Below are 15,245 nucleotides of genomic sequence, written 5' to 3' on the forward strand. Positions count from 1 at the left end.
ATGCAGATTCGCACTTCCTTCCCGTACGAGACCACGCGCGAGGACGTCCAGGTACCCCTCCCGGACGGGACCAAGCTCTACGCGCGCATCTGGCGGCCGGTGACGGACGAACCCGTCCCCGCGCTCCTGGAGTACCTCCCCTACCGCCTGAGCGACTGGACGGCGCCGCGCGACTTCCAGCGCCACCCCTGGTACGCGGGCCACGGCTACGCCTCCGTGCGTGTGGACGTGCGGGGGCACGGCAACTCGGAGGGCATGCCGGGCGACGAGTACGACGCCGTGGAGCTCGCGGACGGGGTCGCGGTCGTCAACTGGCTCGCCGAGCAGCCCTGGTGCTCCGGCAAGGTCGGCATGTTCGGCATCTCCTGGGGCGGCTTCAACTCCCTCCAGATCGCGGCCCTCGCGCCCGAGCCGCTCAAGGCGATCATCACGGTCTGCTCCGCGGACGACCGCTATGACAACGACGTGCACTACATGGGTGGTTCCGTCCTCGCCGTGGACATGCACGCGTGGGCGGCGACGATGCTGGCCTTCGTGTCCCGCCCGCCGGACCCGCTGTTCGTCGGCGACGCCTGGCGGGACATGTGGCTGACCCGCCTCGAAGCGGTCGACCCGTTCATCCACACCTGGCTGGACCACCAGACCCGGGACGCGTACTGGCAGCACGGCAGCGTCTGCGAGGACTACTCGGCGATCAACGCGGCGGTGCTCGCGGTCGGCGGCTTCCACGACCCCTACCGGGACACGGTCCTGCGCCTGGTCGAGCATCTGCCGGGCGACGTACAGGGGTTGATCGGCCCGTGGTCGCACCAGTACCCGGACCGGGGCCTTCCGCCGGGCCCGGCGATCGGCTTCCTCCAGGAGACGCTGCGCTGGTGGGACCACCACTTGAAGGGCATCGACACGGGTGTGATGGCCGAGCCGAAGCTCCGCTCCTGGATCAGCGACTCCCACCCGCCGGCGACGGTCTACGCCGAGCTGCCCGGCGGCTGGGTCGGGGACCCCTCCTGGCCGTCCCCGAACGTCACCCCGATCCCGTACGCCCTCCAGGGCACGCCCTTGGTGGTGAACTCCCCCCAGCACACGGGCCTGGACGCGGGCCGCTACTTCCCCTTCGGCAACGACGCGGACCTGCCGCCGGACCAGCGGGACGAGGACGCGAAGTCGGCGTGCTTCGAGTTCGAGGTCCCCTCGGCCGTACGCATCCTGGGCCGCCCCAAGGTGACGCTGCGCCTGAAGATGGACGCCCCGTCCGGCCAGGCGATCGCGCGGGTGTGCGACGTGGCCCCGGACGGCTCGTCGACCCTGGTCACCCGGGGCGTGCTGAACCTGTCGGCGCGGGGCGGCCGGGACCGCGTGGACCCGTGGCCGGTCGGCGGCACGGAGGACGTGACGTTCGAGCTGAACGCGATCGGCCACACCTTCCCGCCGGGCCACAGGATCCGGCTCGCGGTGTCGTCGGCGTACTGGCCGTGGATCTGGCCGCAGGCGGACTCGGCGGGCTTCGTCCTCGACCCGGCGGGCAGCTCGCTGGAACTCCCGGTGCGGGAGGGCGCGTTGGACCCCTCGATCACCTTCGCCGCTCCGGAGCAGTCGGAGCCGCTTGGGGTGGTGTACCCGGCGACACTCGACGAGCTGCGGCCCGAGCGCCTGGTCGTACGCGATGTGGCGAAGGGCGAGTGGCGCATGGAGGTGGACCCGCGCTACGGCGGTACGCGGGTCTACCCGGACGGCCTCGAATTCACCGAGGACGCGGTGGAGACGTACACGATCAACGAGTCCGATCCCCTCAGCGCCCGCACCCGCTCCGACTGGACGATCCGCCTGCACCGCCCGGAGCTGGGGTGGGACGTGTCGATCAAGTCCCGCTCCGAGATCACGTGCGACGCGGCGGACTTCATCACGTCGAACGAGGTGGTGTGCAAGGACGGGGACGAGGTGGTGTTCCACAGGACGTGGGAGAAGCGCATCCCGAGGACGGCGGGCTGACGCTCGCATCCCGAGGACGGCGGGCTAGGGCCTGTCGTCAAACTCCCGTCTGCCCCGCGACGCCATGCACGCACTCTCGCCGCACCGGGCGCCGCGTGGCCCGCCCTCCGGGCGGACGACGGGAGTTTGACGACAGGCCCTAGCGCTCCACGCCCCCTGCTTCGAGCATTCGCTCGAGCACGACGGCCACCCCGTCGTCCTCATTGGACGAAGTGACCTCATCTGCGGCCGACTTGAGGTCGGGGTGGGCGTTGGCCATGGCGACACCGCGGGCCGCCCACACGAACATCGGTACGTCGTTGGGCATGTCACCGAAGGCGATGGTGTCCTCGGAGGTCATCCCGAGCCGCTCGGCGGCCAGCGCGAGGCCCGTCGCCTTGGTCACTCCGCGGGGCTGGAGCTCGACGGTGCCGGGCCCGGACATGGTGACGGTGGCGAGGGACCCGACGGCGTCGCGGGCGACGGCCGCCAACTCGTCGTCGGTCAGCCGGGGATGGCGCAGGAGCACCTTGCTGATGGGCTCGGCCCAGAGGGCGTCACGCCCCTTCACGCGGACGGCGGGCAGGGTGGGGTGCGGCATCAGATACCCGGGCTCGATGAGCGTGAGCCCTTCCACGCCGTCCTGGTCCACGGCGGCGTAGACCTGCCCGACCTCCGCCTCGATCTTCCCGAGCGCGGCCTCGGCGAGTTCGCGGTCGAGCGTCACGGACCAGATCATGCGGTCGGCACCGGAGTCGTACAACTGCGCCCCCTGCCCACAGACGGCGAGGCCACCGCCCCCCAGATCGTCGAGAAGCGGCTTCACGCGCGGCGCGGGCCGCCCGGTCACCACCAGGTGACGCGCCCCCTTTGCGGCCACCGCGGCCAGCACGGCCAGCGACCGGTCGGAGACGGTGTCGTCGCCGCGCAGCAGCGTCCCGTCCAGGTCAGTGGCGATGAGTGAATATGCGAGGGGTGCAGCCATGATCCAGAGAATACGGATCCTGGGCGATGCCGAAAGCAACGTCACAGGACCTGTGACGCGCGCAGTGCGCTGGTCGCACAACCGGCGCTCGGAGGATTCACTTGGACGTGTCGCGGCGAACCGACCCGAAGGTAGTACTTGGCCCGGCCCGCACCCCGTGAGAGCCATGACGCACGAGCCGACGCAGGCCGACACACGCGCTCCTCGCGCCCCTGCCCGGCGGGCCCGGCGGCGGACTGCTTTCTCTGGACGGCATGCTTGAGTACTTCCGGCAGATCGTCGACGAGTCCCCCCTACCAGGACCTCATGTGCCATGAACTGCCGGAGTACTGGGTCTACGGCCTGTATCTCAAGCCGACCGAAGGCGGGCTGCCGCTCCCCTCCGGCGACGAGGGCGAAGAAGTCGACCTCTCTGCCCGACGATCGCCTCTCGTACTTCTCGTACTTCTCGTACTTCTCGTACTTCTCGATACGGATCCCATGGAAATCACCGGCCACTCAACCGACTTCATCGTGGACGCAGGCTTCCCCGCGGCGATGAAGCGATTCGTCATGCGTCAGCACCGCCGCTGGCCCGGGCTCTTCCTGGACGGAGCGCCGGTCCGTGCGGAATCCCTGGCTGCCTGGAGTGTCCCGGAAGCCGATGGTGACGACGCCGACGGATACGCCGGCATCGTCACCTTCTCGGCAGGCCAGGCGATGGAGGATTTCTGGGAGGAGAACGGCTACGCCCTCGACAGCGCGGGCGAAGGTCCCTTCTCGGTCTTCTACTGGCCCCACCCGCAGCCGCCGTACGCCGGGCGGGTGGAGTCCGTGGAAGGCGGCTACGCCGTCAGTCTCGTCACGCCGGAGGATCCGGCGACCGACCCGTTCTCAGCGCGCGTCCTCGCTGACTTCACGCGTGCGCCCGCGCCAGATGCCCCACCAGCCGCGGCGAAGCGAACTCCGTGCCGCACACGAACCGCATCACAGGGCCGTACGACGCCGCCGCCGGAAGCCCCGTGAAGTACAGGCCGGGGACCGACGAGGCATAGCCCGCGCCCAGCTTCGGTGTGCCTCGGCTCGTGGTGAGGCGGGCGCGGAGCGCGGGGCCCAGGAAGTCCATCGCGGCGATGTCCACGCGGTAGCCCGTCGCCGCGATGACGTGGTCGGCGGAGAGGTCACGGATGCGCCCGCCCAGGGTCTCCACCCTCAGGACCGGGCTGCCGTCCTGGACGTCCGCCGACGCGATGCGGCGGACCTCACGCTTCTCGACCTTGCCCTCGAAGCGCTCACGCAGCCACCACGCGCCCAGCGGGCCGAGGACGCGGCGGACCAGGAAGTGGCGGGCCTGCGGGGGCAGATAGCGGTAGGGGTGGGGGTAGTAACTGATCGCGTAGAGCGACCAGGCGCGGCCGAACGGCGACTCGGGGCGCAGCTTCGGCTGCTTCCACGGCGGCTCGCCGAAGGCCACGGACCCCTTGCCGCGCGCCACCACCCGTACGCTCGCGCCCGCTTCGGCGGCGAGCGCGGCCGTCTCCAGGGCCGACTGTCCCGCGCCGACCACGATCAGCTCACGCCCCGCGAACCGCGACAGGTCGCTGTGCTGCGAACTGTGCGAGACGGGCCCTGTGGGGGTCGGCCCGTCCGGCGCGGCCGCGGCGAGCGCAGGCGGGAGCTGCGCCAGGCCCGAGAGGCCGGTCGCGACGACGACCGCGCGGGCCGTGAACTGCTCGCCGGAGTCCAGCTTCAGGTCGAAGCCCGCCGTGCCCTTGCGGTCGACGGAGACCACCCGCACCTGCTCCAGGTCGGGCACGAGCTTCTCCTTGAACCACTCCCCGTAGTCGATGAAGGTCTGGACCGGGATGATGTCCTCGTCGGTGACCAGGCGCCGTATCCCCGCCGCGTCGCAGTAGTCGAGGAGGTTGTGGCCGCGCTGCGGGGCGTCGATGTTCGAGGCCACCGGGGTCGATTTCAGGAGCATCCCCGCGGGCATGTGCGCGCGCCAGCTCACCATCGGATCACCGAAGACCCGGACCGGAATGCCTCTGGCCCGCAGATGGGCCGCGGTGGACAGGCCGAACGGCCCCGCCCCGATGACTGCTACTGGACTGATCACGAAGTCCCTCCCCAGGACGTCACTTGCCGCGTGTGCCGTGTGCCTACTTCGTGGTGGCGCTGTGCGAACCGGTGCCGCTGCCGCGGCGGTTGGTGCGCCACAGCTGATACAGATGCTTCGCCCCAGGCCGTATGAAACGCGCGAGCATCATGAAGAACGGCTTCATGTCGTCCGAAGCGAGCCACGCCAGCTCCGTGCCGCTCGCGCGCGGGGGCGCGTGCGGCGTGGTGTAGCCGCTGCGGCGGTAGGCGAGGAGGGCGGGCAGGTCGATGTTCTCCACGACATACCGATGACCGGCGCGCTGTTCCCCCTTCGGGACCGGGCGCCCCGTCAGGTGCAGGTGCATCGCACGGACGACGTCGACCCCGGATTCGTTCTCGAAGAGCCGGAACTGCGCGCCCATGCGGGGGTTGAAGTCGAGCAGTTTGTACTGACCGTCGCGTCGGTCATAGCGCAGGTCGAGGTCGATGACGCCGGTGAAGCCGATCTGTTTGATGAAACGCGCGGCGAGGTCCGCGAGTTCCGGATTGTCGACGACGTACGCATGCGCCGTCATCCCCGCGTGCGGCGGCCAGGAGCGCACCTTGACGCCCGTGAACATCGCGCGCGGCGCCGAGTCCTCGTCGAAGTACGCGTGCACGATCCAGTCCTCGGCCTGCTCCCGCGGCAGATACTCCTGGAGGATCACCCCGGGCCGCTCGCCCCAGTCGCGGGCGAGGCCGAGCAGGCCCGCCGGGGTCTCTATGCGCGTCGTCCCGTTCACCGCGGGCCGGGAGCGGCGTGTGAACGCCTCGCGGTTCTTGGCGACCACCGGGAAGACCGCCGCGGCGGCGAACTGCTCGATGTCCCCGTAGCTCTCGGGGAAGGACGCGGCCGGTGAGGCGATGCCGTGCTCCACGCACAGCTCGTGCAGGCCCTGCTTGCTGGCGAGGCGGCGGGGCAGCCCCGGCTCCACGCGCGGGAAGAGGAACCCCGCCCCGCTCAGCGGCTCCTGGTGCTCGGCGATGAGGACGGCCGCTTCCTCGTCGGTCGGGATCAGGACCGTGGGCCTGCCGATCCGGCGCGCGACGCGCAGCATCCCCTCGACGAGCCGCTCCGGCTCCTCCGCCCCGGTGGTCGGCCAGGGAAGGGCGCGGGTGAGATGGCGGGAGGCAGCGGCAGGTGTGTACCGGTCCTCCGTGATCGCGTACATGGGCACGCCGAGCCGCCCCAGGCTGCGGATCGCCCCCACGCCGCCGTGGTGCAGCGGATAACTGCCGAACTTCACGATCAGGCCGGGCACCTCACGGTCCACCGCGAAGGGCAGGCTGTCGTTCCTCATGGCCACGGGTCCCCCCACGTGTCCCTCCGTATGACCCGGACCCACCCCGTCCGCGTCCCCCCACAGGACGCTAAGCCGGAACTGACCACTCCAGCAAGGCTTATTCGGACATTGCGAACTCTTTAGACACTGCCCCAACCGGGGGCTTCCACGTAACGTGTGGCACACCCATATGGAAAGCGAGGCAGGTACGCATGTCCGAGCACACCCCGCTCGATCAGGCCGGGAGCGACCCTTCCGTCCGCTCCGTAGGCGACCCCTTCGCTCTCGCGGAGGGCGACCCCTTCGGGCCGCACAATCTTCCGTACGGCGTGTTCTCCCTGGTCGGGGAAGCGGCAGGGGCCGCGGAGCGCCGGGTCGGCGTACGACTGGGCGATCATGTCCTCGACGCGGGCGCCGCTGCGGCCGCGCTCGGCTCGCCCTATGTCTCGCTGCTCGCCGGGCCCACGCTCAACCCGCTGCTCGCCGCGGGCCGCACGGCCTGGTCCGACGTGCGACGCGCGCTCACCGCGTGGGTGACGATCCCTGCTCACCGCGAGGTCGTACGCCCTCTGCTGCACCCGCTGTCGGAGGTCACGCTGCACCTCCCCTTCGAGGTCGCGGACTATGTGGACTTCTACGCCTCCGAGCACCACGCGACCCACCTGGGGCAGATCTTCCGCCCGGACGCGCCGACCCCTCTGACCCCCAACTGGAAGCACCTCCCCATCGGTTACCACGGCCGGTCCGGCACCGTTGTGGTCTCCGGAACCGACGTGGTACGTCCGTCGGGGCAGCGCAAGGCGCCCTCGGAGACCGCCCCGGTCTTCGGCCCCTCCGTCCGCCTCGACATCGAGGCCGAGGTCGGATTCGTCGTGGGCACGCCGTCGGAGCTCGGCACCCCGGTGCCGCTCGCGGACTTCAGGGAACACGTCTTCGGTCTCACCCTCCTCAACGACTGGTCGGCGCGCGACATCCAGGCCTGGGAGTACGTGCCGCTCGGCCCCTTCCTCGGCAAGTCCTTCTGCACCTCGGTCTCCGCGTGGATCACCCCCCTGGAGGCCCTGGACACGGCGCGGGTCGCCCCTCCGGAGCGCACCCACGAACTCCTCCCCTACCTGGACGACTCGGCGGAGTCCGTCGCGGACGAGCCCGCCGGCTACGACCTGCGCATCACCGTCACCCTGAACGGCCACGTCATCTCCGAGCCGCCCTTCTCCACCGTCTACTGGACGGCCGCCCAGCAGCTGGCCCACATGACGGCGAACGGCGCGTCCCTGCGCACGGGCGACCTGTACGGCTCGGGCACGGTGAGCGGCCCCTCCGAGGGGCAGTACGGCTCCCTCATCGAGATCACCTGGAACGGCCGCGACGCCCTTGTCCTTCCGGACGGGAAGCGGACGTTCCTTGAGGACGGGGACGAGGTGACCCTCTCGGCGTGGGCCCCCGGGCCGGACGGGACCCGGGTGGGCCTCGGCGAGGTTTCTGGCAGGGTCGCCTCGGCTCGGTAGTCCTGGTGGCCGGGGGTGAGGTCACCCCCGGCCCCCTGCCGCGCCGGGTCGGGTCGGGTCGGCCGCGGCGTCGTCGTGGCTGGGCGCGCAGTTCCCCGCGCCCCTTCAGGGCGCTCAGAAGTCCTCCGGCGGTTCCGGCCACTCCTCCTCCGAGGGCTCCGGGGCCTGTGCGGGCACCGGAGCCGCCGTACCCTCCAGTTCCGCGAGGACCCCGAGCACACCCTCCCCGTACGTCGCCAGTTTCTTCTCGCCCAGCCCGCCGACGCCGCCCAGCTCCGCGAGCGAAGAGGGGCGCAGCGTGGCGATCTCCCGCAGCGTGGCGTCGTGGAAGATCACGTACGCTGGCAGGCCCAGCTCCTTGGCCTGCGCACCGCGCCACGCCCGCAGCGCCTCGAAGACCGGCACCGCCTCCTGAGGCAGCTCGGCGACGGCCGCCGCCGACTTCGCCTTGCGCTCCCCCTTCGCGGACTTCGCCGCTGCGGGCCGCTTCGGCTCCTTGCGCAACCGCACCTCCCGCTCCCGGCCGAGGACTGTGCCGCTCTCCTCGGTCAGGACCAGCGTGCCGTACTCCCCCTCGACCGCGAGCAGTCCCTGGGCCAGCAACTGCCGCACCACGCCCCGCCATTCGGCCTCCGCGAGCTCCTCGCCGATGCCGAAGACCGAGAGCTGGTCGTGGTCGAACTGGATGACCTTGGCGGTCTTCTTGCCGAGCAGGATGTCGATGATCTGGCCCGCCCCGAACTTCTGCCCGCGCTCGCGCTGGAGACGGACGATCGTGGAGAGGACCTTCTGGGCCGCGACCGTGCCGTCCCAGGTCTCCGGCGGCGCGAGACAGGTGTCGCAGTTGCCGCAGGACTCGCGGGCCGCGTCCTGGCCGAAGTACGTGAGGAGCTGGGCCCTGCGGCACTGGGCCGTCTCGCACAGCGCCAGCATCGAGTCCAGGTGCGAGGCCGCCCGGCGGCGGAACGCCTCGTCCCCCTCGCTGCCCTGGATCATCTTCCGCTGCTGGACGACGTCTTGGAGGCCATACGCCATCCAGGCCGTGGAGGGCAGGCCGTCACGTCCCGCGCGGCCCGTCTCCTGGTAGTACCCCTCGACCGACTTCGGCAGGTCCAGGTGGGCGACGAACCGGACGTCCGGCTTGTCGATGCCCATGCCGAAGGCGATCGTGGCGCAGACGACCAGACCCTCCTCCCGGAGGAAGCGCGACTGGTGCCGCGCGCGCGTCCCGCCGTCCAGGCCCGCGTGGTACGGAACGGCCTCGATGCCGTTCTTGCACAGGAACTCGGCGGTCTTCTCGACCGAGTTGCGCGAGAGGCAGTAGACGATGCCCGCGTCGCCCGCGTGCTCCTCCTTGAGGAAGGCCAGGAGCTGCTTCTTCGGCTCGGCCTTCGGCACGATGCGGTACTGGATGTTGGGACGGTCGAAGCTCGCCACGAAGTGCTTCGCGTCCGGCATGCCGAGCCGCTCGGTGATCTCCCGGTGCGTGGCGTGCGTCGCCGTCGCCGTCAGGGCGATCCGCGGGACGTCCGGCCAGCGCTCGCCGAGCAGGGAGAGCGCCAGATAGTCGGGGCGGAAGTCGTGGCCCCACTGCGCCACGCAGTGCGCCTCGTCGATCGCGAAGACGGAGATCTTGGCGCGGGAGAGCAGATCGAGCGTCCCCTCAAGGCGCAGCCGCTCCGGCGCGAGATACAGCACGTCGAGCTCCCCCGCGAGGAACTCGGCCTCCATCACGCGCCGCTCGTCGAAGTCCTGCGTGGAGTTGATGAACCCGGCCCGCACGCCGAGCGCCCGCAGCGCGTCCACCTGGTCCTGCATGAGCGCGATGAGGGGAGAGATGACCACGCCCGTGCCGGACCTGACCAGGGCGGGGATCTGATAGCAGAGCGACTTGCCGCCACCGGTGGGCATCAGGACGACGGAGTCACCGCCCGCGACCACATGCTCGATGATCGCTTCCTGCTCACCACGGAACGCGTCATATCCGAAGACGCGGTGCAGCGTCCGCAGTGCGTCACTCTCCGCCACCGCGCTCGGTACGGTCACCTCGCTCATGCCTTTGATCCCATCCATCGCCCTGCCCCCGTACGTCGCGCTTCGACCACTGACTCCACGATAGGGCTCAGGACCGACACCTCTGGAAGTTATCCACAGGCCGCCGCCCGGCACCCCTGTCGGACGGGGTGCCGGGCGGCGGCGAGTAGAACAGGTGGGCTACCGGAGAGGTGGCCCCCATGAGCGGTTACCGGACGAAGACCCCTGCCTGGTTCGCCAGATCCAGGAAGTACTGCGGGGCCACGCCCAGGACCAGCGTCACCGCCACGCCCACGCCGATCGCCGTCATCGTCATCGGCGAGGGCACGGCGACGGTCGGGCCGTCCGCCTTCGGCTCGCTGAAGAACATGAGCACGATCACACGGATGTAGAAGAACGCCGCGATCGCGGACGAGATCACACCGACCACGACAAGCGCACCGGCGCCGCCCTCGGCCGCCGCCTTGAACACCGCGAACTTTCCGGAGAACCCGGAGGTCAGCGGAATGCCCGCGAAGGCGAGCAGGAAGACCGCGAAGACGGCTGCGACCAGCGGCGAGCGCCGGCCGAGCCCCGCCCACTTCGACAGGTGCGTGGCCTCGCCGCCCGCGTCCCGCACCAGCGTGACCACCGCGAACGCGCCGATCGTCACGAAGGAGTAGGCCGCCAGGTAGAAGAGGACCGACGAGATGCCGTCCGGGGTCATGGCGATGACACCGGCGAGGATGAAGCCCGCGTGGGCGATCGAGGAGTACGCGAGCAGCCGCTTGATGTCGGTCTGGGTGATCGCGACGATCGCGCCGACCAGCATCGTGACGACCACGACGCCCCACATCACGGGACGCCAGTCCCAGCGCAGACCCGGCAGGACCACGTAGAGCAGCCTCAGCAGCGCGCCGAAGGCGGCCACCTTGGTCGCCGCGGCCATGAAGCCGGTGACCGGGGTGGGCGCGCCCTCGTACACATCGGGCGTCCACATGTGGAACGGCACCGCGCCGACCTTGAAGAGCAGACCCATGACGATCATCGCGGCGCCGATCAGGAGCAGCGCGTCGTTGCCCATGGTGTCCGCGAGTGCCGGGTTGACCGTCTGGACGCTGCCGTCGATGACCTTCGCGATGGTGCCGTACGACACCGAGCCCGCGTACCCGTAGAGCAGGGCGATCCCGAAGAGCAGGAACGCCGAGGAGAACGAGCCGAGCAGGAAGTACTTGACGGCGGCTTCCTGCGACATCAGGCGCTTGCGGCGGGCGAGCGCGCACAGGAGGTAGAGCGGCAGCGAGAAGACCTCAAGGGCGATGAAGAGCGTCAGGAGGTCGTTCGCCGACGGGAAGACGAGCATTCCGCCGATCGCGAAGAGCGCGAGCGGGAACACCTCGGTGGTGGTGAACCCGGCCTTCGTGGCGGCCTTTTCGCCCTCGCTGCCCGGCGTCGATCCGGCCTGCGCGGCGAACGAGTCGACTCGATTGCCGTGTGTCACCGGGTCGAGCCGCCGCTCCGCGAAGGTGAAGATCGCGACGAGCCCCGCGAGGAGGATCGTGCCCTGGAGGAAGAGCGCGGGCCCGTCGACCGCGATGGCGCCCATCGCGGCGATGTGCGCCTTCGTCGTGCCGTACCCGGTGGCCGCGAGGCCGACGACCGCGGCGAAAGACGCGGTGAGGGCGACGACGGCGACGAACACCTGCGCGTAGTACCGGGATTTGCGCGGCACGAAGGCCTCGATGAGGATCCCGATGACCGCCGCGCCGATGACGATCAACGTCGGCGACAGCTGCGCATACTCGATGGTGGGAGTGTCGATCTTGTCGATCTGATCTTGGGGCGCCGCGGCCGACGCCATTGTCCACAGGCTGTGGACGGCTGATGCGCTCACTTGGCCGCCTCCACGTCGGGCTTCGGGTCCTTCTGCTGTACGTCGGACATGGTGTGCTTGACCGCCGGGTTCACAAGATCGGTGAGCGGCTTCGGGTAGACACCGAGGCCGATCAGGAGCGCGATCAGCGGTGCGACGACCACGAGTTCACGTACCCGCAGGTCCGGCATGGCCGAGACCTCCGGCTTCACCGGGCCCGTCATCGTCCGCTGGTAGAGGACGAGGGTGTAGAGCGCGGCGAGCACGATGCCGATGGTGGCGATGATCCCGACCACCGGATAGCGCGCGAACGCGCCGACCAGGACCAGGAATTCACTGACGAACGGCGCGAGCCCCGGCAGCGAGAGCGTCGCGAGGCCGCCGATCAGGAAGGTGCCCGCGAGTACGGGTGCGACCTTCTGCACCCCTCCGTAGTCCGCGATGAGCCGCGAACCGCGCCGCGAGATCAGGAAGCCGGCCACCAGCATCAGGGCGGCGGTCGAGATCCCGTGGTTGACCATGTAGAGCGTCGCGCCGGACTGGCCCTGTGAGGTCATCGCGAAGATGCCGAGAATGATGAACCCGAAGTGCGAGATCGACGCGTACGCCACCAGGCGCTTGATGTCGCGCTGGCCGACGGCGAGCAGCGCGCCGTAGATGATGCTGATCAGGGCGAGCACGAGGACGACCGGCGTCGCCCACTTGCTCGCCTCGGGGAAGAGCCCGAGGCAGAACCGCAGCATCGCGAACGTGCCGACCTTGTCGACCACGGCCGTGATCAGCACGGCGACCGGGGCCGTGGACTCGCCCATCGCGTTCGGCAGCCAGGTGTGCAGCGGCCACAGCGGCGCCTTCACCGCGAAGGCGAAGAAGAAGCCGAGGAAGAGCCACCGCTCGGTGCTCGTCGCCATGTCCAGCGTGCCGTTGGCCCGCGCCTCGGCGATCTCCTGGAGCGAGAAGTTCCCCGCCACCACGTAGAGGCCGATCACGGCGGCCAGCATGATGAGGCCGCCGACCAGGTTGTAGAGGAGGAACTTCACGGCCGCGTACGAGCGTTGCGCCGACGCCTTCTCGTCGCTGCCCGCGTGGGCGCGGTCCCCGAAGCCGCCGATGAGGAAGTACATCGGGATGAGCATGGCTTCGAAGAAGATGTAGAAGAGGAAGACGTCCGTGGCCGCGAAGGAGATGATCACCATCGCCTCGACGGCCAGGATCAGGGCGAAGAAGCCCTGAGTCGGGCGCCAGCGCGAGGACTTCGTCTCCAGGGGATCGGCGTCGTGCCAGCCCGCCAGGATGATGAAGGGCATCAGGAGCGCGGTGAGCGCGATGAGGGCGACACCGATGCCGTCGACGCCGAGCTCGTACCGCACCCCGAACTCCGCGATCCAGGCGCGGGACTCGGTCAGTTGATAGCGGGATCCGTCGGGGTCGAAGCGCACGAGCACGGTCACGGCGAGCGCGAGCGTGGCGAGCGACACGAGCAGCGCGAGCCACTTGGCGGCGGTACGCCGGGCGGCCGGGACGGCTGCCGTGGCGATCGCGCCGAGCGCGGGCAGGGCCGCCGTCGCTGTCAGCAGAGGAAAGGACATCGGTATCAGACCGCCCTCATCAGCAGGGTCGCGGCGATGAGTACCGCAACGCCGCCGAACATCGAGACCGCGTAGGAGCGGGCATAGCCGTTCTGCATCTTGCGCAGCCGCCCGGAGAGCCCGCCGACCGAGGCCGCCGAGCCGTTGACGACTCCGTCGACCAGGGTGTGGTCGACGTAGACCAGGGAGCGGGTGAGGTGCTCTCCGCCGCGGACCAGGACGACGTGGTTGAAGTCGTCCTGGAGGAGATCGCGCCGGGCGGCCCGGGTGAGCAGCGAACCGCGCGGGGCGGCGACCGGGACGGGACGGCGGCCGTACTGCACGTAGGCCAGGGCCACACCGATGAGCAGGACCACCATGGTGGCGCCCGTGACCGTGGTGGCGCTCAGCGGCGAGTGCCCGTGGTCGTGCTGGGTGACCGGCTCCAGCCAGTGCATGAAGCGGTCGCCGATGCTGAAGAAGCCACCCGCGAACACCGACCCGAAGGCGAGCACGATCATCGGGATCGTCATGGACTTGGGCGACTCGTGCGGATGCGGCTCGTTGCCTTCCGCATCCGGCTGCCAGCGCTTCTCTCCGAAGAACGTCATGATCATTACGCGCGTCATGTAGAACGCGGTGATCGCGGCGCCGAGCAGCGCGACCGAGCCGAGGATCCAGCCCTCCGTGCCGCCCTTGGCGAACGCCGCCTCGATGATCTTGTCCTTGGAGAAGAAGCCGGAAAGGCCGGGGAAGCCGATGATCGCCAGATAGCCGAGCCCGAAGGTCACGAAGGTGACCGGCATGTACTTCCTGAGGCCGCCGTACTTCCTCATGTCGACCTCGTCGTTCATGCCGTGCATGACCGAACCGGCCCCCAGGAAGAGCCCGGCCTTGAAGAAGCCGTGCGTCACGAGGTGCATGATCGCGAAGACGTAGCCGATGGGGCCGAGGCCCGCGGCCAGGATCATGTACCCGATCTGGGACATCGTCGAGCCGGCGAGGGCCTTCTTGATGTCGTCCTTCGCGCAACCGACGATCGCACCGAAGAGGAGCGTGACCGCGCCCACGACGGTGACGACCAGTTGCGCGTCCGGTGCGCCGTTGAAGATCGCGCCGGAGCGGACGATCAAGTACACGCCCGCGGTCACCATCGTCGCCGCGTGGATGAGGGCCGAGACCGGGGTCGGGCCCTCCATCGCGTCGCCGAGCCAGGACTGGAGCGGCACCTGGGCCGACTTGCCGCAGGCCGCGAGCAGCAGCATCAGGCCGATGGCCGTCAGCTTGCCCTCCGACGTCTGCCCGGTGGCCTCCAGGACGGGCCCGAAGGCGAACGTCCCGAAGGTGGTGAACATCAGCATGATCGCGATCGACAGGCCCATGTCGCCGACCCTGTTGACCAGGAAGGCCTTCTTCGCGGCGGTGGCCGCACTGGGCTTGTGCTGCCAGAAGCCGATCAGGAGGTACGAGGCGAGGCCGACGCCCTCCCATCCGACGTACAGCAGGAGGTAGTTGTCGGCGAGGACCAGGATGAGCATCGCCGCGAGGAACAGGTTCAGATAGCCGAAGAAGCGGCGGCGCCGCTCGTCGTGCTCCATGTACCCGATGGAGTAGATGTGGATCAGGGTGCCCACACCGGTGATCAGCAGGACGAACGTCATCGACAGCTGGTCAAGCTGGAAGGCGACGTCCGCCTGGAATCCCTCGACGGGGATCCAGCTGAACAGGTGCTGCGACAGGGAGCGCTCCTCGGCGCCCTTGCCCAGCATGTCGGCGAAGAGCACGATGCCGACGACGAAGGAGGCGGCAGCGAGCAGCGTGCCGAGCCAGTGGCCCACACGGTCGAGCCGCCGCCCGCCGCACAGCAGTACGGCCGCTCCGAGCAGAGGCGCCGCTACGAGCAGCGCGATCAGGTTCTCCACTTTTCAG

10 protein-coding genes are annotated in these 15,245 nt (G+C 69.7%); 3 read left to right on the forward strand and 7 right to left on the reverse strand.

The features are described 5' to 3' along the window. The gene (locus tag M4V62_RS18690; RefSeq protein ID WP_249588387.1) at positions 1-1,989 is read left to right on the forward strand and encodes a CocE/NonD family hydrolase; all 1,989 of its coding nucleotides are present in this window, start codon (positions 1-3) and stop codon (positions 1,987-1,989) included. Positions 1,990-2,128: 139 nt separating this feature from the next. Here the strand turns inward: M4V62_RS18690 and M4V62_RS18695 are convergent, their stop codons facing one another. Beyond that, positions 2,129-2,953 (reverse strand): HAD family hydrolase, encoded by an 825-nt coding sequence (locus M4V62_RS18695; protein ID WP_249588388.1) that lies wholly within the window; start codon positions 2,951-2,953, stop codon positions 2,129-2,131. 306 nt (positions 2,954-3,259) lie between these two features. Here M4V62_RS18695 and M4V62_RS18700 point away from each other — a divergent pair, with 306 nt between their 5' ends. Beyond that, complete coding sequence (locus tag M4V62_RS18700) at positions 3,260-3,958, forward strand: hypothetical protein (protein WP_249588389.1); 699 nt, start codon at positions 3,260-3,262, stop codon at positions 3,956-3,958. Here M4V62_RS18700 and M4V62_RS18705 read toward each other — a convergent pair. Together M4V62_RS18705 and M4V62_RS18710 are read right to left on the reverse strand one after the other, a co-directional pair. After that, entirely contained in the window at positions 3,849-5,051 is a 1,203-nt protein-coding gene (locus M4V62_RS18705) for an FAD-dependent oxidoreductase (RefSeq protein WP_249588390.1), read from the reverse strand. The genes M4V62_RS18700 and M4V62_RS18705 overlap by 110 nt on opposite strands. A gap of 43 nt (positions 5,052-5,094) precedes the next feature. After that, the gene (locus M4V62_RS18710) at positions 5,095-6,372 is read right to left on the reverse strand and encodes a carboxylate--amine ligase (RefSeq protein ID WP_249588391.1); all 1,278 of its coding nucleotides are present in this window, start codon (positions 6,370-6,372) and stop codon (positions 5,095-5,097) included. Between the two features lie 194 nt (positions 6,373-6,566). Between M4V62_RS18710 and fahA the strand changes: the two genes are divergently transcribed. Beyond that, positions 6,567-7,862, forward strand: coding sequence for a fumarylacetoacetase (gene fahA, locus M4V62_RS18715; protein WP_249588392.1), 1,296 nt, complete (start codon positions 6,567-6,569; stop codon positions 7,860-7,862). 114 nt (positions 7,863-7,976) lie between these two features. On the opposite strand, the gene recQ is transcribed toward fahA, so the two are convergent. The 4 genes from recQ to nuoL form a co-directional block, all read right to left on the reverse strand. Beyond that, the gene (gene recQ, locus M4V62_RS18720; protein ID WP_249588393.1) at positions 7,977-9,917 is read right to left on the reverse strand and encodes a DNA helicase RecQ; all 1,941 of its coding nucleotides are present in this window, start codon (positions 9,915-9,917) and stop codon (positions 7,977-7,979) included. A gap of 187 nt (positions 9,918-10,104) precedes the next feature. Further along, a complete protein-coding gene (gene nuoN / locus M4V62_RS18725) occupies positions 10,105-11,769 on the reverse strand; it encodes an NADH-quinone oxidoreductase subunit NuoN (RefSeq protein ID WP_249588394.1) in 1,665 nt (554 codons plus the stop codon). Further along, positions 11,766-13,337, reverse strand: a complete 1,572-nt coding sequence (locus M4V62_RS18730) for an NADH-quinone oxidoreductase subunit M (RefSeq protein WP_249588395.1) — start codon at positions 13,335-13,337, stop codon at positions 11,766-11,768. The genes nuoN and M4V62_RS18730 overlap by 4 nt, the downstream gene beginning before the upstream one ends. Positions 13,338-13,342: 5 nt before the next feature. Continuing rightward, positions 13,343-15,238 (reverse strand): NADH-quinone oxidoreductase subunit L, encoded by a 1,896-nt coding sequence (gene nuoL / locus M4V62_RS18735; RefSeq protein WP_249588396.1) that lies wholly within the window; start codon positions 15,236-15,238, stop codon positions 13,343-13,345. Positions 15,239-15,245 lie beyond the last annotated feature (7 nt).

Origin of the sequence: Streptomyces durmitorensis, assembly GCF_023498005.1 — a bacterium.
In the GTDB taxonomy this organism is placed as follows: domain Bacteria; phylum Actinomycetota; class Actinomycetes; order Streptomycetales; family Streptomycetaceae; genus Streptomyces; species Streptomyces durmitorensis.

What these genes read in the sequence shown, in the direction of transcription:
- recQ (WP_249588393.1), bottom strand. Translation starts at nt 9,917, where the DNA reads ATGAGCGAGGTGACCGTACCGAGCGCGGTGGCGGAGAGTGACGCACTG.
- M4V62_RS18730 (WP_249588395.1), bottom strand. Translation starts at nt 13,337, where the DNA reads ATGTCCTTTCCTCTGCTGACAGCGACGGCGGCCCTGCCCGCGCTCGGC.
- M4V62_RS18710 (WP_249588391.1), bottom strand. Translation starts at nt 6,372, where the DNA reads ATGAGGAACGACAGCCTGCCCTTCGCGGTGGACCGTGAGGTGCCCGGC.
- M4V62_RS18690 (WP_249588387.1), top strand. Translation starts at nt 1, where the DNA reads ATGCAGATTCGCACTTCCTTCCCGTACGAGACCACGCGCGAGGACGTC.
- M4V62_RS18695 (WP_249588388.1), bottom strand. Translation starts at nt 2,953, where the DNA reads ATGGCTGCACCCCTCGCATATTCACTCATCGCCACTGACCTGGACGGG.
- fahA (WP_249588392.1), top strand. Translation starts at nt 6,567, where the DNA reads ATGTCCGAGCACACCCCGCTCGATCAGGCCGGGAGCGACCCTTCCGTC.
- M4V62_RS18700 (WP_249588389.1), top strand. Translation starts at nt 3,260, where the DNA reads ATGTGCCATGAACTGCCGGAGTACTGGGTCTACGGCCTGTATCTCAAG.